The sequence below is a fragment of the Skermanella rosea genome, assembly GCF_016806835.2.
In the GTDB taxonomy this organism is placed as follows: Bacteria; Pseudomonadota; Alphaproteobacteria; order Azospirillales; family Azospirillaceae; genus Skermanella; species Skermanella rosea.
Map to the genome: position 1 here is coordinate 3,020,035 of NZ_CP086111.1, position 25,375 is coordinate 3,045,409.

A 25,375-nucleotide genomic window follows, 5' to 3' on the forward strand; every position below is an offset into this window, starting at 1 on the left:
GAGTTCAAGGGACCGGGGGTTCCGGTCCTATCCGAACCGGCGGTCGATCCCCCGCCGGGTTTCCGATCGAATCCGCTGCGGTCTTCAACATCCAGGTGAACCACAGGACGATCCCGGTGAACTTGCAGCCGTCCTCCACAATGTACAGAACGAGTTCGGACTCCATCAGTCCCAGCCCGTTCAGGAGCGCCGGGTTGTCGAATACGACGCTGCCGGCGAGGAAAGCGACTGCGGAAGCAAGCAGCATCGGGTTGTTGCGGACCAGGAACCTGAAGAATGTCATGCCGAACGCCGCCGCCAGCGCCAAGTACCCCACCTTTATGTAGCGCTCCCGAATGCCCAGTCCTTTCGGCAAAACCTGCTCATGGAGCATGAAGGCGTCGTCAACCAGCAGAAGCAGCGTGAGAAGACCGGCGATCCTGAAGAAGCGGCGGGCCGGCGCATCCTCGGCGCCCCGGAGCACTGCGGCCGCCAATACGGCGACCCCGGCTGCGGCGGCCCAGGAGAACAGCCCGAGGGTGGAGATCAGTCCGAGGAACGGGTCGTAACCGACGATGTCGGCCGGATCGTTGAGAAGTTCCCCGTAAGTATACCTACTCTGGAGGAATGCCAATGTGACGACGATCGCCGGAACCGAAATACCTGCCGCCAGCCACCGGTGCGACGTGTCCCCGCTTGCAGTAGTGTCCGGCGAATTTCTTGAGCTGTTCTCCGTGATCGACGCCACCGCCACACCCTTCATGATTCGTTTGTTAACAAATCATGACGGTTATGTGACGCTATTGTCAAACTTGTTGGAAAGACGCGTATTCGTTAATACAAATGCTGCCCGCCGGTAACGAATATCTCCGTTCCGGTCACGTAGCTGGAGGCGGGCGAGCTGAGATAGAAGACCGCCGATGCGACGTCCGCCGGCTGTCCGAGCCGATGAAGCGGAATGCGGGGGATCAGGATATCGGTTTCCGGCGACAGCATCGCGGTCTCGATCTCTCCTGGCGCGACCGCATTGACCCGCACGCCAAGGTCGGCGAACTCCACGGCCATCTCACGGGTCAAGCCGGACAGTGCCGCCTTCGACGTGCTGTAGGCCGAGCCCGCGAAGGGATGGACCGCATGGCCGGCGATCGAAGTGATGTTGACGATGGCGCCCTTGCCTTTGGCGAGCGAGGCGGCGAAGCCGCGGGCCAGGACCAGCGGGGCGAAGAAGTTCAGTTCGAAGACGGACCGCCAGGCGTTCAGGTCGCCGTTCAGGCAGCCGAGACGTTCCTTGATCGGCGTCTTGGGCGATACCCCGGCATTGTTGACCAGCGCATGAAGCGGTCCACCGCCCAGCACCCGGTTCGCTTCCTTCACGAACTCGGCGCGGCTGTCCGGGTCTCCCAGGTCGGCGGCGATATGGTGGGTCCAGTTGGGATCAGCCTTGCAGTCCTCCGGGATCGTCTCCCTCGAGCAGGTGATCACGCGCCACCCCTCATCGCTGAATCGCTGCACGGTGGCGTGGCCGATCCCCCGGCTGGCGCCGGTCAGGATGACGGTCGGTTTCTCGGATGCGGGCGTCTCTGGCATGGCCCCACATTACCGCATCAACCCGATCGCTGCAAAGCCGGCCAAGCGATCCCCCGTCCCCGGCCCGCCCCCTATCCCAGCAGCTGGAACGCCGGCCCGCCACGCCCCAGCAGTTCGGCGCGATAAGCTTCGACGACGGCCTCGTCTCCCCGGTCGGCGCGCGGCAGGTCGATGGGCAGGTCGGCAAGCACCCGCGTGGGAGGAGCCGAGAGCAGCACGAGCCGGTCCGCCAGCTGGATCGCCTCCCGGAGATTGTGGGTGACGAACAGGACCGTCGTCGGCCGGGCGTTCCACACGTCAAGCAGCAACAGCCGCAGCCGCTGTGCCGTCAGTTCATCCAGCGACACGAAGGGTTCGTCCATCAGCAGCAGATCCGGCTGGACGACGAAGGCGCGGGCGAGCGCCGCCCGTCTGGCCATGCCGACGGACAGCCGGCCGGGATACTGGTCCCGGACGCGGGTCAGGTCCATGGCGTCGAGCAAGGCCGCGATCCTGGCTTCGGCTCCCGGATCGCGGTCGGGGGCGGGGTCCAGCACCAGCGCGAGATTCTGATGGACTGTGCGCCACGGCAGCAGGCGGGGGTTCTGGAAGACATATCCGAGGACCGGGCGGTCCCGGCCGGCCGCCGTGGGCAACCGCACCCGGCCGCTGAAATCGCGGTCGAGGCCGGCGACGATGTTCAGCGTCGTCGTCTTGCCGCAGCCGGACGGACCGACCATCGCGACGAACTCGCCGCGGCGCGCCGCCAGCCGGAACCCGCGCACCGCCTCGTGGGCGGGGGCGTCGCCGACCGCCGGAAACCTCTTGCTGTCGATTTCGACCAACAGGTCAGGCACTGCATCCGGTGCCGAGCCGGACAGAGCATCAAGGTCGGGAGTCCGGGCGAAGGTGATCGACATCAAACCGTACCAGACGAAACCAAGCTCGAACCTTAGTCTTCTATCACCCTATCGCCTATAGCACTATCGTGGCACTGGCGCGACCGTCCCGCCCTGTGATTGCCTGCATCGATGAAGCGGACATGCCGGACCGGGCGCGCCTTCGCGTCGACGATCGCGCTGCTGAGTTGTCTTCTGGCGGCACCAGCCCCGGGAATGGCTGCCGACACGCGGCCCGGGTCGGAAGTACCGCTGCCGGACGGCTATCGCCTCGATCGTTACCGGGCTCCCGTTCCGTCCCATGTGCCCGGAGCCGCGACCGTCTCCCTGGAGGAGGCCGAGGCGCTTCACAAGGCCGGGAACGTGCTGTTCATCGATGTCATGAAGGTTCCCAGAGCGGCTTCACCCGGCATTTCGGGCAAATGGCTGGTGGCGAAGCCCCACGTCGCGATCGCCGGCAGCACCTGGCTCCCCGAGGTCGGAGAGGGCCGGCCGGATCCCGTCGTCGAAGACTATTTCCGTCGCAATCTCGAACGGCTGGCCGCGGGCGACAAGGCTGCCGGCCTGCTGTTCTATTGCGTGACCGATTGCTGGATGTCGTGGAACGCGGCGAAGCGCGCGCTATCCTGGGGATACACGCGGGTATACTGGTTCCGCGACGGCATCGACGTGTGGCAACAGTTCGAACTGCCGACCGAATTCGTCGACCCTGTGCCCCTGGACGCAGGTTGACCATGGTCAGCGGATCAGCCGGACCTAAATGTCGGACTCTGCGTACGCGAAGCCTGGCCCGAAAGGAATGACGCCCGTGCGAAAACTGATGGCTGTCGCCGTCCTTCTTTCCGGATGCATGGCGTGGTCGGACGGACCGGCGGAAGCCGCCGGAAACCCCTCCGCCTGCATTCCCCAAGGGGCCTGGATCGAACCGGCGGACAAGGCGGCCGGCGACGCGATCGCCGTGCCCGAGCTGTTCCGCAGGGCATCCGGAATGCCCGTGGTGCTGCTGGGCGAGCGGCACGACAGCGCGGAGCATCATCGCTGGCAATTGCACACGCTGGCCGGTTTGCACGCCCACCGGCCGGAGCTGGTGATCGGGATGGAGATGTTCCCGCGCAGGGTCCAGCCGGCACTGGACCGATGGATCGCCGGCCGGACGACGGAGGAGGAATTCCTGGCCGAGAGCGACTGGCGAACCGTGTGGGGTTATGACAGCGCGCTGTACATGCCCATCCTCCAGTTCGCCCGGATGCACCGGATCCCGGTTATCGCGCTGAACGTCGACCGCGCGCTGACGGCGCGCGTGGGACGGGAAGGCTGGAACAGCATCCCGCCGTCCGGCCGCGAGGGGGTCGGCGATCCCGCCCCGGCACCCTCGGCCTATACCGACAACTTGGCGGAAATCTACTCGGCCCATGGACGCGAACCCGGGACAGGCGACGTGAGGGAGGATCCCTCCTTCCGCCGATTCCAGGAGGCCCAGCTCCTTTGGGACCGCGCCATGGCGGAGGCGATCGCCGACGCCCACCGCCGCACGGGTGCGACGGTGGTCGGCATCGTCGGCGCGGGCCATATGGAGGGTCGCCACGGTATCCCGCACCAACTCTCCGACCTCGGCATCGGGAACAGCATGGTCCTGTTGCCCTGGAGCGCGGGCATTCCCTGCTCGGAACTCGAGGCCGGCCTTGCCGACGCGGTGTTCGGCGTCTCCGACGATCCGGAGGAACAGGGATCCTGGCGCCCGCGGCTGGGGGTGAGCCTCTCTCCCCAGGAGGAAGGCTTGCGCATCGAGTCGGTGGTCGGCAACAGCGTGGCCGAGACCGCAGGGCTCAGGGCTGGGGACATCATCCTCGCCGCCGCCGGCACGAAGACCAGCGAAGTCGGCAAGTTCATCGACATCGTCAACCGTCAGGCACCGGGAACATGGCTGCCGCTCAGCGTGCGCCGGGACGGGTCCACTAGGGAGATCGTCGCCAAGTTCCCGGTTTCCTGAGATCCAGGCGCGAATCGCCCCGGATCACGCCTCAACGGCCGACTTGGCGGCGTTGGCTTCGCGCAGCTCCTCCCGCGAACTCCAGACAACCTCGGCGTTGGAGCCCGGCAGTTTCACCAGGACTGCGGCCGGCTTCTTGCGGCCGGACACCGCCTTCGCCGCGTCGATCGCATCGGCCACGGCATCCCGCTGGCTCAGGTAAGGACCGTGGGATTCCGTCCCATTGTCCACGTACCATTTGCCGACTCTGGTCGTTACGAAGAATTCATTGGTAATCATTGTTGCTCTCTCATATCCGACGACATGTCGCTCCGACAGCGCGGCTCCGGACATACCAATGTCAAACCATCGCCCACGATTGTTCAAGCAAGGTATTTGAGTAGAATCCGCACTGCGACTTACAAGTGGATCAGCATCCAGGATGCAGCAGACATGGGAAATACAGTTCCGTCTGTTCGGTTTCGTACAATGGGTGGGCTCGTGGAAGAGTATAGAGTTTTCCGCAGTTTTTTTTCCAGGATGCGTCCGTTACCGTACAGACTTGGCCGGCTAACTGTCCCCCTATTGCCTTTGCACAAGGAGAGGACTGATGACAGATACGGATCGCGGAGCCTTGAGTCCGCGTCTGGCGGCATTGATGGAGCGGGCCAAGGCCGCCTTCGAACGGTCGCGGCGTGTCGTCGAAGAGGCACGGCAGGTCAGGGCGATGGCGGAGGCCAGGCGCTCCAGCGGGTCCGCACATGGCATGCCTGCCGAGATCGGAACGGATCCACTGGAAAACCGACCCGGCACCTGATCCTCCGCCAGTACCTTTCTCCCGATCCGACGCCCCATCCGGCGGCCCGACATGCGCCGGCGGGTGACCGGCCACGGCGTACGTTGAACAACCGACGACATCGAACTAATGTCCCGTCCTCGATGTGACGTCGTGCCCAGGGCCATGCCCCATGGCGATGTACCGGGTCGTGTATTGGGAGAAGGAAGCATGTCCACCGAAAAAGGCTATCCGCGCGACATGATCGGCTACGGCGCCCAGGTGCCGGATGCACAGTGGCCCAACCGCGCCCGCATCGCCGTCCAGTTCGTCATGAACTACGAGGAAGGCGGCGAGAACAACATTCTGCATGGCGATGCCGCGTCGGAAGCGTTCCTGTCGGAAATCGTGGGCGCCCAGGCTCTCCAGGGCGTCCGGCACATCAACATGGAGTCGATCTACGAGTATGGCAGCCGTGCCGGCTTCTGGCGGCTGATGCGGATCTTCGGCGAGCGGCGCCTGCCCTTGACGGTGTTCGGCGTCGCCATGGCGATGGCACGCAACCCCGAAGCGGTCGCCGCCATGATGGAGGCGGGGCACGAGATCGCGACCCACGGCTGGCGCTGGATCGATTACCAGTACATCAGCGAGGACGTCGAACGCGACCATATGAGGCGCGCGATCGAGATCCACGCCGAGCTGACCGGAAGCCGGCCGCTGGGCTGGTATCTCGGCCGCTGCAGCCCCAACACGAGGCGGCTGGTGGCCGAGGAAGGCGGCTTCGTCTACGATGCCGACAGCTATGCCGACGACCTGCCCTATTGGGACGACAGCCACGGCAAGCCGCAGCTGATCGTTCCCTATACGCTGGACGCCAACGACATGCGATTCGCCACGTCGCAGGGCTTCAATTCCGGCGACCAGTTCTTCAGCTATCTCAAGGACAGCTTCGACGTCCTTTATGCCGAGGGCGCCAAGACGCCGAAGATGATGTCCATCGGGCTGCATTGCCGCCTCGTCGGACGTCCCGGCCGCGCCGCCGCCCTGGCCCGTTTCCTGGACTACGTCCAGAGCCACGACCGTGTCTGGATCTGCCGCCGGATCGACATCGCGAACCACTGGCGCGAGCAGCACCCGTACCGCGCCCTGCCGCGCAACGGCTGAGCGCCGCCGACATAAGGAGACAAGCCACGATGTTGAGATTCCTGGGCGGCGCGATCGGCATCATCTTCCTGATCGGACTCCTGGTCCTGATCGGGCTGCTGGCGCTGATCTTCTGACGATCCTGCCGGCGCTCACGGCGAGCGCCGGCTCCCGGGCTCATCGCAGGGTCGGATCGAACGGGTGCAGTTCGACCCTGCCCCCCGACGTCGTCAGCATGTGGCCCTCCGGAACCTCGTGCCAGACCGCCTCTATGGCGTCCAGCGGCTCCGACAGGACGAGGACATCCCCCTGGCTGCTCTCGAAACGGCAGCAGCCCTTGTCGACGCTGATGCCTCCCCCCAGTGCATAGAACAAGGTCGGCGAGGCCCGGTCGCTGGAATGGCGGAGTGCGTACAGCCGTTCGCCGTCGGTCAGGCAGGCGGTCAGCCGGAGCGGCTCGATGATGCCGTGGGCGGCCATGGCCTCCCCGATCTGGCGGCACGTCCGCGCGAAGGCGGCATGGACATCTTCCGCAACGCCGTTGGTCAGCAGCAGGTAGAAGATCACCTCGCTGTCGGTACTGCCCTCGCGGAACGGATAGAGGTCGTCGGCGATCAGGTTCTCGACCGCGCGCCGGACGACCGGCCAGCCGCCGATCTGCCCGTTATGCATGAACAGCCAGCGGTCAAAGCGGAACGGATGGCAGTTGACCCGGGCCGTGGATGCCCCGGTGGACGCCCGGACATGGGCGAAGAACAGCCCCGACTGGATCTGTTCGGACACGGAACGAAGATTCAGGTCGTTCCAGGCCGGCATCGTATCCCGATAGAGGCCCGGCTTCCGAAGATGCCCGTACCAGCCCAGGCCGAAACCGTCGCCGTTGGTCGGGACATGTCCGCGCTGGGCCGCGAGCGACTGGTGGATCAGGGAATTGGCAGGTTTGAACAGAAGAGTATCGATCGGGATCGGACGGCCTTGATAGGCCAGCCAACGGCACATGCTAGCTCCGCGAAGGTGTTCGGATCGTGGGGTTGACCGGAAGAGGTAAGGTTAACCCCATGGCAGAATTATGTCGATGCCCCACCCCGGAACAAACCCGAGAGCCCGCGATAGATATCCCGGTACAGTGTCAATTTGGACGCATGCCGCTCGGCCGCGGCATGGTCCGGCTCGATCACGAAATCGGTTTCGGGCGCGGTGCAGACCGCCGCCATATCCTCGCCGGTGACCGACAGACGGGCCAGCCGGGCGGCCCCGAAGGCCGGCCCCACCTCGCCGCCCTTGTGATAGGTCAAGGGGCGGCCCAGCACGTCGGCCAGGATACGCCCCCACAACCGGCTCCGCGCGCCGCCGCCGATGACGGACACGGTGCCGATCTCCGTGCCGGCCTCGGCCAGCACGTCCTGACCGTCGGCGAAGGCGTAGGCCACGCCTTCCAGCACGGCGCGGGCGAGGTCGGCGCGGTCATGATCGTGGTTCAGCCCGAAGAACACGCCCTTGGCATCGGGATCGTTGTGGGGCGTGCGCTCCCCCGACAGGTAAGGCAGGAAGAGCAACGGTCCGGTGTCGCGGTCGGCGGCCTCGACTTCCGCCAGAAGCTGGGCTTCGCTGGAGGCGCCGGTAAGTCGGGTCACCCAGGCAAGGCAGCTCGCCGCGCTCAGGATCACCGACATCTGGTGCCACAGGCCCGGGAAGCAGTGGCAGAACGCATGGACTCCGCGCGCGGGGTTGGGCGCGAATCCGGCGTTCGCGACGAACAGGACGCCCGACGTGCCGAGCGACAGGAAGGCCGATCCGGGCTTCAGCACGCCGACGCCGGCGGCCCCGGCGGCATTGTCGCCGCCGCCGCCCGCCACCTCGACCGAATCGCCCAGGCCCCAGGCGGAGGCTACCTCCGGAAGCAGAAGGCCGGTCGGTTCCGACCCCTCGAACAGTTCCGGCATTTCGCCCTCGTCCAGGTCGGTCGCCGCCAGCAGCTCCGGCGACCAGCGGCGCCGGGCCACGTCGAGCCACAGGGTCCCGGCCGAATCGGACATATCGGATGCGTAACGACCCGTCATGCGCAGGCGGACATAGTCCTTGGGCAGCAGCACTTTGGCGACTTCGCGGAAAACCTCGGGCTCGTGCCTGGCGACCCACAGCAGCTTCGGCGCGGTGAAGCCCGGCATGGCCAGGTTGCCGGCGATCTCCGAAAGCGACGGCATCCTGCGCGTCAGCTCGGCACATTCGGCACCGCTTCGGCCGTCGTTCCACAGGATGGCGGGCCGCAGGACGCGGTCCCGGCCGTCCAGCAGGGTGGCACCGTGCATCTGGCCGGACAGGCCGATGCCGGTCACCTGCGCCATCTCCGCGGGATGGGCGCGTCGCAGTTCCGCCGCAGCCGCGTTGGTGGCACGCCACCAGCTTTCCGGATCCTGCTCCGACCACAGGGGATGCGGGCGCGAGACGGTGAGCGGCGCCAACGCCTGGGCGACGACCCGCTGTTCGGTGTCCACCAGGACCGCCTTCACTCCCGATGTGCCCAGATCGATCCCAAGAAACACGAATCCGCCTCCCTGCCCGTCCATGGAGCCGCCGGGCTATTGCATGAGCCAATCCCCTGGCGCGCCTTTCATTTGCCGGTAGGCTATGCCATATCCGCCACTCACCACAACGGCGCAACGTCAGCCGAGAGGCAGCCATGGCAGAACCGGGAAGCACGATCGTCCTCCGCCACGGCCCGCTGGAATGCGCGATCAGCCCGGAGTGCGGAGGATCGATCACCCGGCTGATGCTGCACAGGGAAGATCTGCCGCCGCTCCACCTGATGCGGCCGGCCCAGCCCGGCGCCATCGACCGGTGCGAGGCGGCCGACCTGTCCTGCCATCCCCTTGTCCCCTTCTCCAACAGGATCGCCGGCAGTCACTTCGTCTTCCGGGGCCGCGCGGTGAACCTGCCGCCCAACGCGCCGTTCATCGCCGACGTGATCCACGGGCACGGCTGGCAGGCGCCCTGGACGGTTTCCAGCCACGGCGACAGCGCGGCGATGCTGACATTTGACTACGCCGCCGGGACCTGGCCCTATGCCTACAGGGCGACCCAGCGGTTCGAACTCGCAGGCGACCGCCTGACGCTGACGATGGAACTGCTGAATACGGGCGATCTTCCGATGCCGGCCGGGCTCGGGCTCCATCCCTACTTTCCGAAGCCGATCGGCACCCGCCTGACCGCGGACCTCGACGGCGTCTGGCTCGGGGACGAGGGCCATATCCCGACCGAGCGGGTGCCGCTGCCGCTCGCCTGGGATTTCCCCCACGGGATCACGCTGGACGAGGTGGTGCTCGACAACAACTTCACCGGCTGGAACGGCCGCGCGCGGATCGAGTGGCCGGGTTCGGGAACGAGCCTCCTGATCGAGGCGACGCCGCCGTTCCGGCATGCCGTCGTCTACGTGCCGCACAACCAGGATTACTTCTGCTTCGAACCGGTGAGCCACATGACCGACGCCGTCAACCGGGCCGCCGCCGGCGAGCGCGGCACCGGCTTCGCGGAGTTGGCGCCGGGCGCCACCTTCGGCGGTTCCGTCACCTTCACGGTCGAACCGGATGATTGATCCTGCGGGGATTGATCGGGGAGTCCGCACCCCCATCTCTGGCATTGATCGGGGTCCGGGCCCCTCTGGCGGGCGCCCGCGCGCCTCGTGATGTCGGACCCTTCATCTGCACGATGCACCTGGAGGGTGACCATGAGCGAAACTAACGAACCCGTCGGCAAGGCTGCCGAAACCCTTGAGAAATTCGCCAGCGACGCAGGCGCGGCGGCGAACACCGTCTCGTCCGGCTGCTCCGGACTATGGGATGCCGGAATGTCGGCGCTGGAACTGGTGATGGACGGGAAGAGCGGCGAGGCCATGGCGGTGATGTTCAGCCCCAGCCTCAGTTGCTACGACAGCGTCGTCGCCGCGATCATGGGGTTGTTCCCGTTCCTGTCCTGACCCGTTCCGCCCTTGCGCGGGAAGAGCGGCACGATCGATCCGGGGCATTTCCCGCGAGTTGAGTCCAAGAACACCGAAAAGCCATGATGTTCGGCTTTAGTTCTGTGGATACATGCGATAGACTCTGAACTGAATCAATATTTTATCGTGTGCGGTTCAGATGTCTTCTCAGGGTGGTCGGGCGGCTCCGCAGGGCTGGAACGGGGAAACGCCATGATGGCGGGATCCCATGCCCTGATCGGCTCCGCCTCGTGGCTTTACCTTGCCCACGGCATGGGCCTGCCCTTGTTCGACCCGGTGGCGCTCGGGCTGGCCGTCGCCGGTTCGCTGGGTCCCGACATAGATCATCCGAAATCATGGGTCGGACGGCGTTTGAAGTTCATCTCCGTTCCGCTGTCGAAACTGTTCGGGCACCGCGGACTGACCCACTCGATCGTTGCGGTCGTCGGATGTATCGCCGTGCTGCGCTGGGACGGGCAGCAGTGGCACCACACCCTGCCCTTCGTGATCGGCTATGCCAGCCATCTGGCAGCCGACCTGATCACGCCCGCCGGATTGTGTCTGGCTTGGCCGCTTCGGCGGACCTTCGCGTTTCCCCTGATCAGGACCGGATCCTTCGCCGAGCAGGCGCTGGTGACGATCGTCGCCGGGTGGCTTTTTGCCCGGGCACTGGGCAGTTGCGGTTGAAAATCCGAACGTAGATTGTGTGATGCAGCAAAGCCGACTGCAGTAGCCCGCATGACAAAAAGACGAAGCTGGATAGAAGTCTTTGTGCCGGGTCGGAAGAAGCTCATATGCCTGCTATAAAGCCCGACCGACAACCATAAAACACTTAGGGAGAACTCAATGCCCGACCAGTCTCTGCAGACCGTCAACGACAGCACCGCCATGCGCGCCGCACTTGTACATATCATGTTACTCGATGATTACATCGGTACGGTGCTGAGCCGGGCGGAGGCCTGCGAGCCTGGTTTTCTCCGTGACAGCCTGATCGATTATGTCGAAACGCTTCAGCGCGAACGGCTGTCCTACTACCGGATCGGCCTGAGGGACAGCCTGCCCGGCGAAGACGCCGGGCAGGCTGTCGCCCTGGACGAGGCGGCCTGACACTCAGTCCGCCGCCGCCTGGCGTTCGGCGTCGCTCAGGAAGGGATAATCCGTATAGCCTTCCGCCCCGCCGCCGTAGAACGTGTCCCGGTCCGGCTCGTTCAGCGGGGCGTTGATGCGCAGGCGCTCGACCAGATCGGGGTTGGCGATGAAAGGCCGACCGAAGGCGACCAGATCGGCCTCGCCGGTTTCGCGAAGCCTGATCGCCTTGTCTCGGTCGATCAGGTTGTTCGCGATATAGAGCCCGTTGAAGATCCGCCGCAGCTTGCGCAGGTCCACCGGGCCGGTGACCTCGCGGCTGGCACCGGTGGCACCTTCCACCAGATGCAGGTAGGCAAGGCCGAAACGGTTCAACTGTTCGACCGCATAGGTGAACACGGGATCCGGGTCGCTGTCCGAGATGTCGTTGGCCGGGCTGATCGGCGACAGGCGGATGCCGACCCGGTCGCCGCCCCAGACACCGACGACGGCTTCGGTCACTTCGAGCATCAGACGGGCGCGGTTCTCGATCGATCCGCCATAGGCATCGGTCCGCTTGTTCGTGCCGTCGCGCAGGAACTGGTCGATCAGGTAGCCGTTCGCGGCATGGATCTCGACGCCATCGAAGCCGGCGCGCTTGGCGTTCCCAGCCGCGGTCCGGTACTGCTCGACGATGCCGGGGATCTCGTCCAGGTCAAGGGCCCTCGGGGTGACGAAGGGAACGAAGCCCTCTTCCGTGAAGGCCTTGCCTTCCGGCTTGATCGCGCTCGGAGCGACGGGAAGGGCGCCGTTCTCCTGCAGGGACGGGTGCGAGATACGGCCGACATGCCACATCTGGAGGAAGATCCTGCCGCCCTTGGCGTGCACGGCGTTGGTCACCTGCTTCCAGCCCGCAACCTGCGCCTCGCTATGGATGCCGGGCGTATAAGCGTAGCCCTTGCCCTGGCGGGAGATCTGCGTCGCCTCGCTGATGATCAGGCCGGCGGTGGCCCGCTGGCCGTAATATTGCGCATGCAGGGCGAACGGGGCGTCCTCCTTGTTGGCGCGGCTGCGGGTCAGCGGGGCCATGACGATACGGTTCGCCAGGGTATAGGGGCCCAGCTTGACAGGATGGAAAAGATCGCTCTCGCTCATGGTTCTTCCTTTGGTTACGGACCGATTGGTCCAGAATTTGCGCAGAAATGGGCTGACGGTGGATCGCGTCAGTCCAGGGCTTCGAGGGTGGTCGAGACGACGTCCTCCAGGGCCTGGGGGTCACGGCCGGCTTTCGCCATGACCTGTAGGCCGCAGAGGGAATTGACGAGATACCGCGCCAGCGTGCGGGGATCGTGGCGGGCCGAGATGCCGCCGTCCGCCTGTCCGCGGGCAATCAGGCGGTGGTACAGCTCCTCCATCCGGTCCAGGTGGGCGGTGATGGCGGTTTCTATGACGGGATCGTGCGGGGCAAGCTCGACGGCGCAATTGACCGTCAGGCACCCGCGCCGGTCCCCTTCCGCCGTGGGCCGTTCAATCACGCTCCTAAGCTGGACCTCGATGAGGCGGCGGGCACACCCGCCCGAACCGACGCAGGCGTCCAGGCGGGCAGCCTCGCGGTCGCCGTAACGGCGCAACGCCGCCATGAAGGCATCGTGCTTGCTGCCGAAAAACTCGTAGAAACTGCTCTTGCTGAGGCCCATAGCCTCCAGCAGGTCCGTCATCGAGGTGCCGGCATACCCCTTGGTCCAGAACACGTGCAGCGCACGGTCCAGAGCTTCGTCGGCATTGAATTCGCGCGGTCTCGCCATGACCGATACATGGGCGTTCCGGACCGTACAGTCCAGAAAAAAAGGTGCCCGCTCCGCATGAGAAGGATCTATGCGGGTCATGAAAATTGCTCGTTTGTCCGCAAGTCCGGTTCCGCCCCACAGTCCAGGCACACGGTGATGCTGGGAGGAGGCCATGGGGGACTACGACCTGAACGGCACCCACGTCGCGAGCGCGGTCGCGATGTGTCTCTTCATACTGCTCCTGAAGACGACCCTGGACCCGAAACGGTCCTTGCGCCAAGCCCTGTTCCTGCCGCCTGGCCGGTCGCGCTGGCACAGGCTGTATTGGCGGCTGTCGCCCCTGCTGTTCGTCGCCATGGCGGCACTTGCCGCAGTCAGCTATCTGCCCCCGGCCGGCGATGCCGCGGGATGGCTGCGACTGGTCAGCCTTGGCTTGCTCGTGCCGCTGATGGCACTCGCCGCCGCTGCCGAAAGCGAGACCGGCGCCTGAGGGCTCACCGGCACCGCTTCATCGGCGCCACGGAAACCATCTCGAGTTTCAGGCAGCCTCGCTGACGGCCATGACGCCGCCGATCATGCCGTAGCAGCGGCGATCGTCGCGCATGGTCGACAGCAGGTCCATAAGGCTCTCGCGGACGAAGGGATCGGACTGCCCGGCCAGTTCGGACTCCGTGACCTCAATGAATCGCTCGATCAGGCGGGCATGGACGCGGCTGGATTGAGCGAGGCGAAGATCAGTGTAGCGGCGAACGTCGGTCATGATCGGCTCTTTCGTGAGAGGTTTGTCGAAGTGGCGCCTTGCTGTCCACGAGGCAATACTGACCTCAGAATCTTAACGACAAGTAAATATCGTTTAACGGCGGGGTTTGGTTTAGGGATTACCCCATTTTATACCGCATATGATAATGTAGATCCTGCTAATCCGTTCGGCCGAAGTCTTGACCTTTCCAACAACACTTGGCTATAGGGTTACCTCTTTCGATACGAGGCAGTGTTCTTCTGCCCGCTAAATCCTGGCCCTGACAACGAAGATCGACTAGGATCTGCGGCAATCCGGGGGAGGCAGATGCATCATGGGCGCGTTTCCGATCATCGACAGCCATGTGCACCTCTATGACCCCGCCGTCCTGAGCTATCCCTGGATGGCCGGCATTCCGGCGTTGAACCGTCCCCACCTGCCCGCCGATTTCACCGACGCCTGCGGTCCCATCCCGGTGGACCGGATGATATTCGTCGAAGTCGACGCCGCTCCCGCGGATCGGCTTGCCGAGGCGGACTGGGTAAGCGGGCTGGCGCATACCGACCCGCGCATCGGCGCCATCGTCGCGTCGGCGCCCCTCGAACTCGGAAGTGCCGTCGAACCTCATCTGGACAAGCTTGCCGAGCGTCCCCTGGTGCGGGGTGTCCGCCGGCTGATCCAATCCGAGCCCGACCCGGAATTCTGCCTTAGGCCGGATTTCATCGAGGGCGTCCGGCTGCTGCCCCGGTACGGCTTCAGCTTCGACATCTGCGTCTACCATGGACAGTTGGCAGCGGCGGTCGACCTCGTCAGGCGTTGCCCCGACGTCCGTTTCGTTCTGGACCATGCGGGCAAGCCGGGCATCCGGGCCGGGCTGATCGACCCATGGCAGGCCGACCTCCAGGCCATGGCCGAACTGCCGAACGTCTGGTGCAAGCTGTCCGGCATGGCGACCGAGGCGGACCATGCCTCTTGGAACCGCGAGGACCTGCGGCCCTATATCGACCACGTGATCGAATGCTTCGGCTTCCGCCGGGTGATGTTCGGCGGCGACTGGCCCGTCAGCACCCTGGCTACCGACTATCCACGCTGGATCGAGACCGTGCTCTGGGCGACCCAGTTCTGCTCCAGCGCGGACCGGCGCCGCCTGATGAGGGAGAACGCCGCCGAATTCTACGCGTTGTAGTCCAGGTTCCAGTCGCGGTAGCGCTCGGGATCGTTGGTCCATTCCTCCCGCACCTTGACGTGCAGGAACAGGTGGACCCGGCGCTCCAGCATTTCCTCCAGTTCCACGCGCGCAGCGGCGCCGATCTGCTTGATCCGCTGGCCACCCTTGCCGAGGATGATCGCCTTCTGGCTATCCCGCTCGGTGAAGACGACCATGGAGATCTTGACGCTGCCGTCGTCGAACTCCTCCCATCCCTCAGGCTCGACGGTGGCCGAGTAGGGCAGTTCCTGGTAAAGCTGGAGGAACAGCTTCTCGCGGACGATCTCGGCCGCCAGAAGGCGCATCGGAATGTCGGAGAGCTGGTCGGACGGGAAGTGCCATGGACCTTCTGGAATGCGGGACGCCAGATGCCTGCGCAGGTCGTCGACGCCGTTGCCGGTCTCCGCGGAGATCATGAAGGTATCGGTGTAGATGCCCTCGGCGTTCAACTCCGCGGAAAGCGCCAGCAGCTTGTCCCGCTTGATCAGGTCGATCTTGTTCAGCGCCAGGATGACTTGACGGCCGGAGTCCTTGAGCCTGGCGATGATGGCGCGGGTATCGGCGTCGATCGATTTCCGCGCGGCATCGACCAGCTGCACCACCAGATCGGCATCGCCGGCCCCCTGCCAAGCTGCGGCGACCATGGCGCGCTCCAGCCGCTTCTTGGGCGCGAAGATGCCGGGGGTGTCCACGAAGATCACCTGCGAGTCGCCCTCGGTCGCGATACCCAGCACCCGGGTCCGGGTGGTCTGGACGCGCGGCGAGACGATCGACACCTTCGCGCCGATCATGGTGTTCAGCAGGGTGGATTTGCCGGCATTGGGCGCCCCCACCAGGGCCACGAAGCCGCAGCGCGGATGTTCGGGCACAGGGTCCTGCGCTTGTTCAGCGGTCTCGTCACTCATTGATCGGTGCTCCGACGCGGCGCAGCATCTCGCTCGCCGCGGCTTTCTCTGCCGCCCGCTTCGAATTGCCCTGGGCGACGGCGGGCTCGAAGCCCTGCAGATGCACCCTGACCTCGAACTGCGGGCTGTGGTCCGGGCCGGACTGGCCCAAGGTTTCGTATACCGGCAAGGGCTTTCCCCGCCCCTGCGCCCATTCCTGGAGCGCCGTCTTGACGTCCTGCGGCGGCGACGCCGTCCGGTCGATCTGGTCGGCCCAGCGGCTGCGGATGAAGGTTTCGGCGGCGGGCAGACCGCCATCCAGGTACAGCGCGCCGATCACCGCCTCGCAGCAGTCGGCCAGGATCGTGCCGTTGGTCCGTCCGCCGGACTCCGCCTCGCCGGTTGAGAGCCGCAGGTAACGGCCGAGGTCCAACTGGGCCGCTACCTGGCTCAGGGTCTCCCAACGGACAAGGCTGGCCAGACGCCGGGCCAGCGCGCCCTCGCGCTCGCCCGGGAATCGCTCCAGCAGCCAGTTGGCGATGACCAGTCCAAGGACCCGGTCGCCCAGGAACTCCAGGCGCTCGTAGGCGAGCCCCGGAATAGCCGCCCTGCCCGGCCGCCTGCCCAGGCGTTCCATCCCGCTGACGCTGGGATGGGTCACCGCGTCCACCAGAAGGTCCGGCTGCCTGAACCGATGCCCGAGGGCGTCCGCGAGTTCGGCCAGATCGCCGGGACCGGGCTGACCGTTCTGTTGCTCGCTGCCGATGGCGGACATGCCGTCCCCCTCAGTTCACGCCGTCGAAAATACGGTCGAATCGCACGGCCCACGGCCATTTCCAGAATTCCCAGAAGCGGGCATCGTCGTCGATCGAGAAGAACAGGAACTCGGCCCGCCCGACGAGGTTCTCGACCGGGACGAACCCGACCATCGCGCCGACCCGGCTGTCGAGCGAGTTGTCGCGGTTGTCGCCCATGGCGAAGAAATGGTTCTCCGGAACCACGTACACGGGCGTATTGTCGAGCGAGGCGCTGTCGCTCTCTTCGATGATGCGGTGCTGACGACCGTTCGGCAGCGTCTCGATGTACTGGGCGACTCGGATCTGGCGGCCGAACTGGTCGGTTGTGACGAAGTCCTCCACGCGGTCGCGCTTCACCGCTTCCCCATTGATGTGCAGTACGCCGCCGATCACCTGGATCCGATCGCCGGGGAGCCCCACGATGCGCTTGATGTAGTCGGTCTTGTTGTCCCGCGGCAGCTTGAACACGGCGACGTCGCCGCGCTCAGGCTTGGTGTAGAGCAGACGACCGTCGAACAGCGGCGCGCCGAAGGCGACCGTGTACTTGCTGTAGCCATAGGAGAATTTCGAGACGAACAGGTAATCGCCCACCAGAAGCGTCGGGATCATCGATCCTGACGGGATGTTGAACGGTTCATAGGCGAAAGTCCGGACGCCGAACGCGATCACGACGGCGTATACGACCGTCTTTATGGTCTCGCCGATGCCGCCGCTCTTGTTCTTCTGCATCGATTCTGTCTGCTTTCTCGTCAATTCTGTCATGGCGTGACGCCACCCGGGGGCGGCTGCTCCGTGGCGGTCAGGTTCGAGGGGTGGAGGAGCCGTCCAGGACGGCTTCACCGGCGGGCACGGCGGATATGATGACGATGGCTTGCGCCAAAGGAAGGTCGTCGGTCAAGGTGAGATGTATCACGGGTGACATGCCCGGCGGCGTGATCTGCTTCAGGCGCTCCAGGGCGCCTCCGGTCAGAAACATGGTGGGCTGTCCGCCCGGCAGGTTCACCACGCCCATGTCGCGCCAGTAGACGCCGCGGTTCAGTCCGGTGCCGAGCGCCTTCGCGCAGGCCTCCTTGGCGGCGAACCGCTTGGCGTAACTGGCGGCGCGCTGGTTGCGCCGGTCCGACTTGTGCCGCTCCACCTCGGTGAAGACGCGGTCCAGGAACCGCTCGCCGTAACGCTCCAGGGTGCGCTCGATGCGCCGGATGTCGATCAGGTCGTTGCCGATGCCGAGGATCATGGCGTCACGCACCGCGCCGGTCGTCGGCACCGGACCGCGCACGGTCCATCAATGCGCGCATCCGCCGGATGGTCCCGTCCAGCCCGCCGAAAACCGCCTCGCCGATCAGGAAGTGCCCGATGTTCAACTCCACGATCGTCGGAATGGCCGCGACCCGGCCGACGGTGTCGAAGGCGAGGCCATGGCCCGCATGGCACTCCAGGCCGATCCGCTCTGCATGGGCGGCGGCAGTCCGGATGCGCTCCAGCTCCTGGTCGCGGACATCGTCCGCCTCGGCGTCGCAATAGGCTCCCGTGTGAAGCTCGACCACCGAGGCGCCCAGCGCCGCGGCGGCATCGAGCTGGACCGGATCGGGGTTTACGAACAGGGACACCCGGATGCCGGCGGCGCCCAGGTCCCGGATCATCGGGGCGAGCGCATCGCGGTTGCCGGCCGCGTCGAGCCCGCCCTCGGTCGTCCGCTCCTCCCGCCGTTCGGGAACGATGCAGGCGGCGTGCGGCCGGTGGCGCAGGGCGATGGCGACCATCTCCGCGGTCGCCGCCATCTCCAGGTTCAGGGGGAGGTCGATCTCCGCGACCAGCCGTTCGATGTCGTCGTCCGTGATGTGGCGCCGGTCCTCGCGCAGATGGGCCGTGATGCCGTCGGCCCCGGCCTGCGCCGCGGCGCGGGCGGCGCGAACGGGATCCGGGTGCCTGCCGCCCCGGGCATTCCGGACCGTCGCGACATGGTCGATGTTCACGCCGAGGCGCAGGGTGCGTATCATACTTCAAGCTCCAGCTTGCGGTGCCGCGCCTTTTTCGTGCGCCGCAGGACACGCCGGGCATGATAGGCGGATACCGCGGCGCGTACGGGAAAGAAGAACAGGAACCAGGCGACGATCCCCAGCAGCGTGCCGCCGATGACCATGGGCAGGAACACCTGTCCCGGATGATCGAGGATCATCGTCAGGGTCAGGTGCCGGACAGCCACTTCCCCTCCGTGCGAGTGTCCGGACACCATAGCCCCAACACGGTACGTCGCCAACCAGATGCCGGGAAAAGTCCAGGGATTTCCGACGACGGTCCCGATCGCCGACGCCAGCAGGTTGCCGCGAAGGATCAGGGCGAGACCTGCCGCGAGCAGGAAGTGGAAGCCGATGAAAGGCGTGAAGGAGACGGCGGCTCCGCATGCGAAGCCGGCCGCGATGGAGTAAGGCGTTCCCGGAAGCCGGCCGATCCGGTGACCCACGTAGGCCGAGGAGCGGCGCCATCCCGCGCGCGGCCAGAACATGTCGCGGATTCGATGGTGGAAGGCATGCTTGGTTCGGCGGCGGAACATGGTTGGGAGCGGATCAGTCTGTCTGGACAGGACGGCGTTGCGACGGGGGACAGCGGATACAGCGCCGGAGGCGCGCTTCCGCCCCCCGTCTTCGTCCTATATGGAGCCGGCGGTGCGTTCAGTCACCGTCCGCGTGCCCGATCGACCGAATTGATCACCGGAGTTGCCCGGAGAGCCGCGATGATGTTGGTCAGATGCTTCACGTCCTTGACGTCGATGTCGATCAGCATCTCGAAGAAGTCCGTGTTCCGGCTGGTGATCTTCAGGTTGGTGATGTTGCCGCCGTTCTTTCCGATCACGGTGGACAGGGTTCCCAGGCTGCCCGCCTCGTTCGCGATGATGACGTTGATGCGGCCGACATGCTCCTCGGCCGCCTCTCCGCCGCTGTCCCAACCGACATCGATCCAGCGTTCCGGCGTGTCGCTGAAGCTCTCCAGCGTCTCGCAGTCTATCGTATGGATCGTGACGCCCTTGCCGGTGGTCACGATACCGACGATGCGGTCGCCCGGCAGCGGGTGGCAGCATCCCGCGTAATGGACCGCCATGCCCGGTATCAGGCCGCGGATCGGGAGCGGGATGTCCTTCTTGTGCTTGTGCCGGGTGGACCGGCTGATCGGAACGACCTTGTCGTCCCGCTCCGACGCCGGCTTGTGGCCGGGGAAGACCGCGTTGAAGACCTCGCGCGCCGACTGGAGCCCGGCGCCGACGCTGGCGAACAGGTCGTCCACGGAGGACGCCTGGAAGATCTTCACGACGCCTTCGACCGCCTTGTCGGAGAACTCGTAGCCCTCCTGCCGGAACAGCTTCTGGAGCAGGGCCTTGCCGAGATCGATGTACTGCGAGCGCTGCTGGGTGCGGATGAACCTGCGGATCCGCGCCCTCGCCTTGCCCGTGACGACGAAGCGCTCCCAGGTCGGCGACGGCGTCTGGGCCTTGGAGGTGAAGATCTCCACCTGGTCGCCGTTCTGGAGCTGACTCCGCAGCGGCAGCATCCGCCCGTTGACCTTGGCCCCGACGCAGGTATCGCCGATCTGGCTGTGGACCGCATAGGCGAAATCGACCGGGGTGGCGCCGCGCGGCAGGGCGATCAGGTCGCCCTTGGGGGTGAAGCAGAACACCTGGTCCTGGAACAGCTCCAGCTTGGTGTGCTCCAGGAACTCCTCGGGCTTCTGGGCATGCTCCAGGATATCGAGCAGCTCACGCAGCCAGCGGTATTGGCGCCCCTCGGTGCGCTGGTGGTTCTGCTTGTAGGCCCAATGGGCGGCGACGCCCAGTTCCGCCACCTCGTGCATGTCGGTGGTGCGGATCTGCACCTCGATCCTCTGGCGCTCCGGCCCGATCACCGAGGTGTGGATGCTGCGGTAGCCGTTGGGCTTGGGAGTCGAGATGTAATCCTTGAAGCGGCCCGGCACGACCGGGTAGCGGGCATGGATGACGCCCAGGGCCTGATAGCACTGCTCGACCGAGTCGACCATGACGCGGAACGCCATGATGTCGGAGAGCTGCTCGAAGGCCACGTTCTTGCGCTGCATCTTGCGCCAGATCGAGTAGGCCGTCTTCTCCCGCCCGGTGACCGTGGCGTCGGGCAGGCCGTGCTCGGCAAGGGTATAACGCAGCTCGTCGAGGACCCGGCCGACCAGCCCGCCCTCCGACGTGCGCAGGAAAGCCAGGCGGGCGAGAATGCTGTCCCGGGCGTCGGGATTCAGCTCGGCGAAGGAGAGGTCTTCCAGCTCGTCCTTCATCTTGTGGATGCCGATGCGTTCGGCCAGCGGCGCATAGATCTCCAGCGTCTCGCGGGCGATCCGCTTCCGCTTCTCCGGGTCGCGCAGGTACGACAGCGTCCGCATGTTGTGGACTCTGTCGGCCAGCTTGACCAGCAGGACCCGGATGTCCTCCGACATGGCCAGCACCAGCTTGCGGAAATTCTCCGCCTGCTTGGCCTGGTCGGTCTGGGTCTCGATGTTCTGGAGCTCGATCCGGGACAGCTTGGTGACCCCGTCGACCAGCTTGGCGATATCGGCGCCGAACAGGCGCTGCACGTCCTCCAGGGTCGCGACCGTGTCCTCGACCGTGTCGTGCAACAGGGCCGTCACGATCGAAGCGCTGTCCAGCTTCATCTGGGTGAGGATGCCGGCGACTTCCAACGGGTGCGAGAAGTAGGGGTCGCCATTGGCCCGCGTCTGCGAACCATGGGCACGCATCGAGAAGACGTAAGCGCGGTTGAGGGCGTCCTCATCCGCGCCCGGATCATACGCCTTGACGCGCTCGACAAGTTCGTACTGCCGGATCATCGCCCCTCACCCGCGGCAAACGACGGCGTCATGAATTCGATCTCGCACACTCGTACGGCGATCCTCCCGCGATCCGACACGCGAATTTCCGGCCGGCCCCTTACTCGTAGGCCTTGCCGACATCGTCGACGTCGCGGTCGACGAGTTGGCCTTCCTCGCTGTCGATGTCGATGCCCGGCTCCTGCTCCATGTCGGCGAGGACATCATCGCCCTCCTCCACGTCGCCGTCGGCGCCCATGTCGTCGCCGCCCAGGTCGTCGTCACCCACGGTCATCTGCTGGGCCCAGGCCTGCTCGCCGGCCATCAGCTCGACGATATCGTCTTCGGGCTCGTCGGCCTCGACCACCTTCTGGTGGCCGCGGATCAGCGCGTTGCGCAACTCGTCCAGGCCGATGGTTTCGTCAGCGATCTCGCGCAGCGCCACGACCGGATTCTTGTCGTTGTCGCGGTCGATCGACAGCGGAGCACCCGTGGCGACATCCCGCGCCCGCTGGGCGGCCATCATGACCAGTTCGAAACGATTTGGGATCTTGATGACGCAATCTTCAACGGTTACGCGTGCCATAAGGGGCAAACTCCAACAATATGCCAAGCTTTTCTATATACGGTTTGGGCATGACCGAAGCAAGCGCGACACATCTCATGCCTTCGGTTCGGCCCGCTGGTCGGCGGGAAGCGCCTCGATCAGGTCCGACAGGGCGGCTCCCGTGGCCGGATGCCTCCAGTCCGGCGCGATGTCGGAGAGCGGGAGCAGGACGAAGGCCCGCTCGTGCATCCGGGGATGCGGGAGCGTCGGAGGCGTCGCGCCGTCTGTTACAAGTTCGTCATACGCGATCAGGTCCAGGTCAAGGACACGCGCTTCATTGCCAATTGTGCGGGTCCGCCCGAATTCCGCCTCGACTTCATGCAGTACTGACAAGAGGCCGGCAGGGTTCAGCCCTGTAGATACCGCGGCGACTCCGTTAACAAACCAGGGTTGATCTGACACTGGAACTGGTGCCGTCCTGAACCAGCGCGAGCGGGCGACCACAGAGATTCCGCGGTCTTGCAGCGCACCTATCGCAGCTTCGCATATGTCTTGGGGCGAGCCATACACATCACTGGAAAGGTTTGATCCTAATGCGATGAAAATCACTTTTCTCGTGACCTCCAGGGAACCTCTTGTCTGCTTGGAAACATTGCCCTATCTCTACATCGTGGCCAATGCGGCATTAAAGACCCTCCTGCTTGGCGACCGGAGCGGGACAAGAAATTGGCCGGTGCGTGACAACCATTATAGTCAAAAAGGTAATCAGATGATTTTCTATCAAGAAGAACGCATCGCAATGTTCATAGACGGTGCAAATTTATATGCTGCAGCGAGAGCGCTCGGCTTTGATATCGATTACAAACGCCTCCTTGATCTGTTCGCATCCAAAGGTCGCCTTGTCCGGGCATTTTACTATACGGCGCTAGTCGAGGATCAGGAATACTCCCCGATCCGGCCGCTGGTGGACTGGCTCGATTACAATGGTTACACCATGGTAACAAAGCCCACAAAGGAATTCACGGACGCGTCCGGCCGCCGCAAGATCAAGGGCAACATGGACATCGAACTGGCCATCGACGTGATGGAGATGGCCGAGCATGTCGACCATATCCTGCTGTTTTCCGGCGACGGCGATTTCCGGCGGCTGGTCGATGCGGTGCAGCGGAAGGGAGTGCGGGTGTCGGTGATCAGCACGGTTCGCAGCCAGCCGCCCATGGTCGCCGACGAACTGCGCCGGCAGGCGGACAACTTCATCGAACTCCAGGATCTGTCGCCGTCGATCGCCCGCGTCCACCAGCATCGCGATCCGCCGTCAAACGATCCGCACAGCAATCTCTACGAGACCGCCTGACCACCTGCCGATCTTCCGATGTCGCAGGAACGAAAAGCCGGACCGGGATGGATTTCCCGGTCCGGCTTTTCGTTTTCCAGGCGAATCATCCTTCAGCCGGAATCGCTCAGGGCTTCAGGACGACCTTGATGCAGTTGTCCTTCTTCTCCCGGAAGATCCGGTAGCCTTCGGGCGCCTGATCCAGCGGCAGCTTGTGGGTGATCACGAAGCTGGGGTCCAGGTCGCCGTCCTGGATGTGCTTCATCAGGCGCGGCAGGTACCTGTGGACGTGGGTCTGCCCCATCTTGAATTTCAGCGACTTGTTGAAGGCAGCCCCCATGGGGATCTTGTCCACCACGCCGCCATAGACGCCGGCCAGCGACACCGTACCGCCCTTGCGGCACGCCATGATCGCCTGACGCAGCGCATGGGCCCGGTCGGTGGTCATGAAGGCGGCGAACTTGACCCGGTCGTAGACCGCGTCGACGCTTCCGCCTCCATGGGCCTCCATGCCGACGGCATCGATGCAGCTGTCCGGACCGCGCCCGCCGGTCAGTTCCATCAGGCGGTCGTGAACGTCCTCCTCGTCGAAATTGATCGTGATCGCCCGGCCATCGCGCGCCATGGCGAGTCGCTCCGGCACCCGGTCGATCGCGATCACCCGCTCCGCCCCGAGGAGATAAGCGCTGCGGATCGCGAACTGCGCGACCGGCCCGCAGCCCCACACCGCGACCGTGTCGCCGGGCTCGATATCGGCGTTCTCGGCCGCCATGTAGCCGGTCGGAAAGATGTCGGTCAGGAACAGGACCTGATCGTCGCTGAAACCGTCGGGGACCTTGTAAGGCCCGACGTCGGCGTAAGGGACGCGGACATACTCGGCCTGACCGCCGGCATAGCCGCCGAACAGGTGGGTGTAGCCGAACAGCCCCGACGGCGACTGCCCCATGACCTTCGACGTCATCTCCGCATTGGGATTGGAGTTGTCGCACAACGACCAGAGGTCGTGGTCGCAGAAGTAGCAATGCCCGCAAGCTATGGTGAACGGAATGACGACACGGTCTCCGACCTTCAGCCGTCCCGGCTCCTTGCCGACCTCGACCACCTCGCCCATGAACTCGTGGCCCAGGATGTCGCCGGATTTCAGCGAGGGAATGTAGCCGCCGTACAGGTGCAGGTCCGAGCCGCAGATCGCCGTCGACGTGATCTTGACCACCGCGTCCCTGGGATTCAGGATCTTGGGATCGGGCACGGTGTCGACCCGGACATCTTCCTTGCCATGCCAGACCAGTGCGCGCATCGGAGTCTCCTTTGTCTTTCCGTCGGAGGCTCCAACCGGGTTCGGCTGGTATGGTTCCTTAATCCACGTCCTTCCCCTTGCTGCGCATCACGCGAGCCTTGTCCCGCTGCCAGTCGCGCTCCTTCTCCGAGGCGCGTTTGTCCACCTTCTTCTTGCCGCGTGCGACCCCAAGCTCGACCTTGGCGATGCCCCGCGCGTTGAAATAGATCGACAGCGGGACGATCGTGACTCCTTCGCGCTTGATGGCGCCCATCAAGCGGTTCATCTCCCGCTTGTGGACCAGCAGTTTGCGCGGCCTCTTGGTCTCGTGCTGATAATACTGGCCGGCGAGCTGGTACTCCGGGATGTAGGCGTTGACCAGATACAAGGCGCCGTTCTGCTCGCCCGCATAGGATTCGTTGATGCTGGCTTTGCCGGCCCGGAGGGATTTCACCTCCGTGCCGACCAGCATGATCCCCGCCTCGAGCGTTTCATCGATGAAGTAATCGAACCGGGCACGGCGGTTCTGAGCCGCAATCCGGCCCGAGACGGGCCCCGGCTGAGCCATGTTATTCCTCTACTTTCTTCTTCCTGCCACGCAGGTTGTCTTAT

At 65.0% G+C, this 25,375-nt stretch carries 32 protein-coding genes and 1 pseudogene; 12 read left to right on the plus strand and 21 right to left on the minus strand.

Annotated features, from left to right (window positions below; all coding sequences use genetic code 11):
- Positions 1–4 precede the first annotated feature (4 nt).
- The 3 genes from JL101_RS13935 to JL101_RS13945 all read right to left on the minus strand — a co-directional run bounded on the left by JL101_RS13935 (position 5) and on the right by JL101_RS13945 (position 2,402).
- Entirely contained in the window at positions 5–742 is a 738-nt protein-coding gene (locus JL101_RS13935; protein ID WP_203095682.1) for a hypothetical protein, read from the minus strand.
- Positions 743–813: 71 nt separating this feature from the next.
- Complete coding sequence (locus JL101_RS13940) at positions 814–1,566, minus strand: SDR family NAD(P)-dependent oxidoreductase (RefSeq protein ID WP_201070058.1); 753 nt, start codon at positions 1,564–1,566, stop codon at positions 814–816.
- A 71-nt stretch (positions 1,567–1,637) separates the two neighbouring features.
- The gene (locus tag JL101_RS13945) at positions 1,638–2,402 is read right to left on the minus strand and encodes an ABC transporter ATP-binding protein (RefSeq protein WP_228435450.1); all 765 of its coding nucleotides are present in this window, start codon (positions 2,400–2,402) and stop codon (positions 1,638–1,640) included.
- Positions 2,403–2,576: 174 nt separating this feature from the next.
- Here JL101_RS13945 and JL101_RS13950 point away from each other — a divergent pair, with 174 nt between their 5' ends.
- Both JL101_RS13950 and JL101_RS13955 read left to right on the plus strand, forming a co-directional pair.
- A complete protein-coding gene (locus JL101_RS13950) occupies positions 2,577–3,176 on the plus strand; it encodes a PQQ-dependent catabolism-associated CXXCW motif protein (protein WP_203095686.1) in 600 nt (199 codons plus the stop codon).
- Positions 3,177–3,264: 88 nt separating this feature from the next.
- A complete protein-coding gene (locus JL101_RS13955; protein ID WP_228435451.1) occupies positions 3,265–4,434 on the plus strand; it encodes a ChaN family lipoprotein in 1,170 nt (389 codons plus the stop codon).
- 24 nt (positions 4,435–4,458) lie between these two features.
- Here JL101_RS13955 and JL101_RS13960 read toward each other — a convergent pair whose 3' ends face one another.
- Positions 4,459–4,713, minus strand: coding sequence for a hypothetical protein (locus tag JL101_RS13960; protein ID WP_203095690.1), 255 nt, complete (start codon positions 4,711–4,713; stop codon positions 4,459–4,461).
- Positions 4,714–5,023: 310 nt separating this feature from the next.
- On the opposite strand from JL101_RS13960, the gene JL101_RS13965 reads away from it, so the two are divergent.
- From JL101_RS13965 to JL101_RS37105, 3 genes are all read left to right on the plus strand, one after another.
- Positions 5,024–5,230 carry a hypothetical protein gene (locus JL101_RS13965; RefSeq protein WP_203095692.1) on the plus strand — a complete coding sequence of 69 codons (207 nt, stop codon included), beginning with the start codon at positions 5,024–5,026 and terminating at the stop codon, positions 5,228–5,230.
- 189 nt (positions 5,231–5,419) lie between these two features.
- Positions 5,420–6,352, plus strand: coding sequence for an allantoinase PuuE (gene puuE / locus JL101_RS13970; protein WP_203095694.1), 933 nt, complete (start codon positions 5,420–5,422; stop codon positions 6,350–6,352).
- A gap of 29 nt (positions 6,353–6,381) precedes the next feature.
- Entirely contained in the window at positions 6,382–6,468 is an 87-nt protein-coding gene (locus JL101_RS37105; protein WP_456115347.1) for a small membrane protein YohP, read from the plus strand.
- Positions 6,469–6,508: 40 nt separating this feature from the next.
- On the opposite strand, the gene JL101_RS13975 is transcribed toward JL101_RS37105, so the two are convergent.
- The gene (locus tag JL101_RS13975) at positions 6,509–7,330 is read right to left on the minus strand and encodes a class II glutamine amidotransferase (RefSeq protein ID WP_203095696.1); all 822 of its coding nucleotides are present in this window, start codon (positions 7,328–7,330) and stop codon (positions 6,509–6,511) included.
- A 68-nt stretch (positions 7,331–7,398) separates the two neighbouring features.
- The gene (xylB, locus tag JL101_RS13980) at positions 7,399–8,874 is read right to left on the minus strand and encodes a xylulokinase (protein WP_203095698.1); all 1,476 of its coding nucleotides are present in this window, start codon (positions 8,872–8,874) and stop codon (positions 7,399–7,401) included.
- A gap of 137 nt (positions 8,875–9,011) precedes the next feature.
- On the opposite strand from xylB, the gene JL101_RS13985 reads away from it, so the two are divergent.
- The 4 genes from JL101_RS13985 to JL101_RS14000 all read left to right on the plus strand — a co-directional run bounded on the left by JL101_RS13985 (position 9,012) and on the right by JL101_RS14000 (position 11,411).
- Complete coding sequence (locus JL101_RS13985) at positions 9,012–9,923, plus strand: aldose 1-epimerase (RefSeq protein ID WP_203095700.1); 912 nt, start codon at positions 9,012–9,014, stop codon at positions 9,921–9,923.
- 132 nt (positions 9,924–10,055) lie between these two features.
- Positions 10,056–10,304, plus strand: coding sequence for a hypothetical protein (locus JL101_RS13990; protein ID WP_203095702.1), 249 nt, complete (start codon positions 10,056–10,058; stop codon positions 10,302–10,304).
- Positions 10,305–10,517: 213 nt separating this feature from the next.
- The gene (locus JL101_RS13995; RefSeq protein ID WP_203095704.1) at positions 10,518–10,991 is read left to right on the plus strand and encodes a metal-dependent hydrolase; all 474 of its coding nucleotides are present in this window, start codon (positions 10,518–10,520) and stop codon (positions 10,989–10,991) included.
- Between the two features lie 159 nt (positions 10,992–11,150).
- The gene (locus JL101_RS14000) at positions 11,151–11,411 is read left to right on the plus strand and encodes a hypothetical protein (protein ID WP_203095706.1); all 261 of its coding nucleotides are present in this window, start codon (positions 11,151–11,153) and stop codon (positions 11,409–11,411) included.
- A gap of 3 nt (positions 11,412–11,414) precedes the next feature.
- Here the strand turns inward: JL101_RS14000 and JL101_RS14005 are convergent, their stop codons facing one another.
- On the minus strand, positions 11,415–12,524 hold the full coding sequence (locus tag JL101_RS14005) for an alkene reductase (RefSeq protein WP_203095708.1): 1,110 nt from the start codon (positions 12,522–12,524) through the stop codon (positions 11,415–11,417).
- A gap of 68 nt (positions 12,525–12,592) precedes the next feature.
- Positions 12,593–13,174 carry a TetR/AcrR family transcriptional regulator gene (locus JL101_RS14010; protein ID WP_203095711.1) on the minus strand — a complete coding sequence of 194 codons (582 nt, stop codon included), beginning with the start codon at positions 13,172–13,174 and terminating at the stop codon, positions 12,593–12,595.
- A gap of 154 nt (positions 13,175–13,328) precedes the next feature.
- Here JL101_RS14010 and JL101_RS14015 point away from each other — a divergent pair, with 154 nt between their 5' ends.
- A complete protein-coding gene (locus tag JL101_RS14015; RefSeq protein WP_203095713.1) occupies positions 13,329–13,646 on the plus strand; it encodes a hypothetical protein in 318 nt (105 codons plus the stop codon).
- 48 nt (positions 13,647–13,694) lie between these two features.
- Here the strand turns inward: JL101_RS14015 and JL101_RS14020 are convergent, their stop codons facing one another.
- Entirely contained in the window at positions 13,695–13,916 is a 222-nt protein-coding gene (locus JL101_RS14020; RefSeq protein ID WP_203095715.1) for a hypothetical protein, read from the minus strand.
- Positions 13,917–14,229: 313 nt separating this feature from the next.
- Here JL101_RS14020 and JL101_RS14025 point away from each other — a divergent pair, with 313 nt between their 5' ends.
- Positions 14,230–15,081 carry an amidohydrolase family protein gene (locus JL101_RS14025; RefSeq protein WP_203095717.1) on the plus strand — a complete coding sequence of 284 codons (852 nt, stop codon included), beginning with the start codon at positions 14,230–14,232 and terminating at the stop codon, positions 15,079–15,081.
- On the opposite strand, the gene era is transcribed toward JL101_RS14025, so the two are convergent.
- The 10 genes and pseudogenes from era to folK form a co-directional block, all read right to left on the minus strand.
- Positions 15,069–16,007: a GTPase Era gene (gene era / locus JL101_RS14030; RefSeq protein ID WP_203095719.1), complete on the minus strand. Its 939-nt coding sequence runs from the start codon at positions 16,005–16,007 to the stop codon at positions 15,069–15,071. The two genes, JL101_RS14025 and era, sit on opposite strands and share 13 nt — an antisense overlap.
- Positions 16,000–16,761, minus strand: coding sequence for a ribonuclease III (gene rnc, locus JL101_RS14035; protein WP_203095721.1), 762 nt, complete (start codon positions 16,759–16,761; stop codon positions 16,000–16,002). The genes era and rnc overlap by 8 nt, the downstream gene beginning before the upstream one ends.
- Before the next feature lie 10 nt (positions 16,762–16,771).
- Positions 16,772–17,512 (minus strand): signal peptidase I, encoded by a 741-nt coding sequence (gene lepB / locus JL101_RS14040; protein ID WP_228435452.1) that lies wholly within the window; start codon positions 17,510–17,512, stop codon positions 16,772–16,774.
- 70 nt (positions 17,513–17,582) lie between these two features.
- Complete coding sequence (gene acpS / locus JL101_RS14045; protein ID WP_203095725.1) at positions 17,583–18,020, minus strand: holo-ACP synthase; 438 nt, start codon at positions 18,018–18,020, stop codon at positions 17,583–17,585.
- A gap of 4 nt (positions 18,021–18,024) precedes the next feature.
- Complete coding sequence (locus JL101_RS14050; RefSeq protein WP_203095727.1) at positions 18,025–18,783, minus strand: pyridoxine 5'-phosphate synthase; 759 nt, start codon at positions 18,781–18,783, stop codon at positions 18,025–18,027.
- Complete coding sequence (locus JL101_RS14055; RefSeq protein ID WP_203095729.1) at positions 18,780–19,289, minus strand: DUF2062 domain-containing protein; 510 nt, start codon at positions 19,287–19,289, stop codon at positions 18,780–18,782. Before JL101_RS14055 ends, JL101_RS14050 begins: the two co-directional genes overlap by 4 nt.
- A gap of 170 nt (positions 19,290–19,459) precedes the next feature.
- Entirely contained in the window at positions 19,460–21,628 is a 2,169-nt protein-coding gene (locus JL101_RS14060) for a RelA/SpoT family protein (RefSeq protein ID WP_203095731.1), read from the minus strand.
- A gap of 100 nt (positions 21,629–21,728) precedes the next feature.
- The gene (gene rpoZ / locus JL101_RS14065; RefSeq protein ID WP_203095733.1) at positions 21,729–22,193 is read right to left on the minus strand and encodes a DNA-directed RNA polymerase subunit omega; all 465 of its coding nucleotides are present in this window, start codon (positions 22,191–22,193) and stop codon (positions 21,729–21,731) included.
- Between the two features lie 75 nt (positions 22,194–22,268).
- On the minus strand, positions 22,269–22,403 hold the full coding sequence (locus JL101_RS36785) for a hypothetical protein (RefSeq protein ID WP_323374746.1): 135 nt from the start codon (positions 22,401–22,403) through the stop codon (positions 22,269–22,271).
- Positions 22,404–22,415: 12 nt separating this feature from the next.
- Positions 22,416–22,763 (minus strand): annotated as a pseudogene (gene folK / locus JL101_RS14070) (2-amino-4-hydroxy-6-hydroxymethyldihydropteridine diphosphokinase); the annotation flags it as partial.
- Positions 22,764–22,923: 160 nt separating this feature from the next.
- Here folK and JL101_RS14075 point away from each other — a divergent pair.
- A complete protein-coding gene (locus tag JL101_RS14075) occupies positions 22,924–23,508 on the plus strand; it encodes a LabA-like NYN domain-containing protein (RefSeq protein ID WP_158048089.1) in 585 nt (194 codons plus the stop codon).
- A gap of 106 nt (positions 23,509–23,614) precedes the next feature.
- Here JL101_RS14075 and JL101_RS14080 read toward each other — a convergent pair whose 3' ends face one another.
- Positions 23,615–24,784 carry a zinc-dependent alcohol dehydrogenase gene (locus tag JL101_RS14080; protein ID WP_203095736.1) on the minus strand — a complete coding sequence of 390 codons (1,170 nt, stop codon included), beginning with the start codon at positions 24,782–24,784 and terminating at the stop codon, positions 23,615–23,617.
- 58 nt (positions 24,785–24,842) lie between these two features.
- Positions 24,843–25,331 carry an SsrA-binding protein SmpB gene (smpB, locus tag JL101_RS14085; protein ID WP_201070157.1) on the minus strand — a complete coding sequence of 163 codons (489 nt, stop codon included), beginning with the start codon at positions 25,329–25,331 and terminating at the stop codon, positions 24,843–24,845.
- Positions 25,332–25,375: the final 44 nt, after the last annotated feature.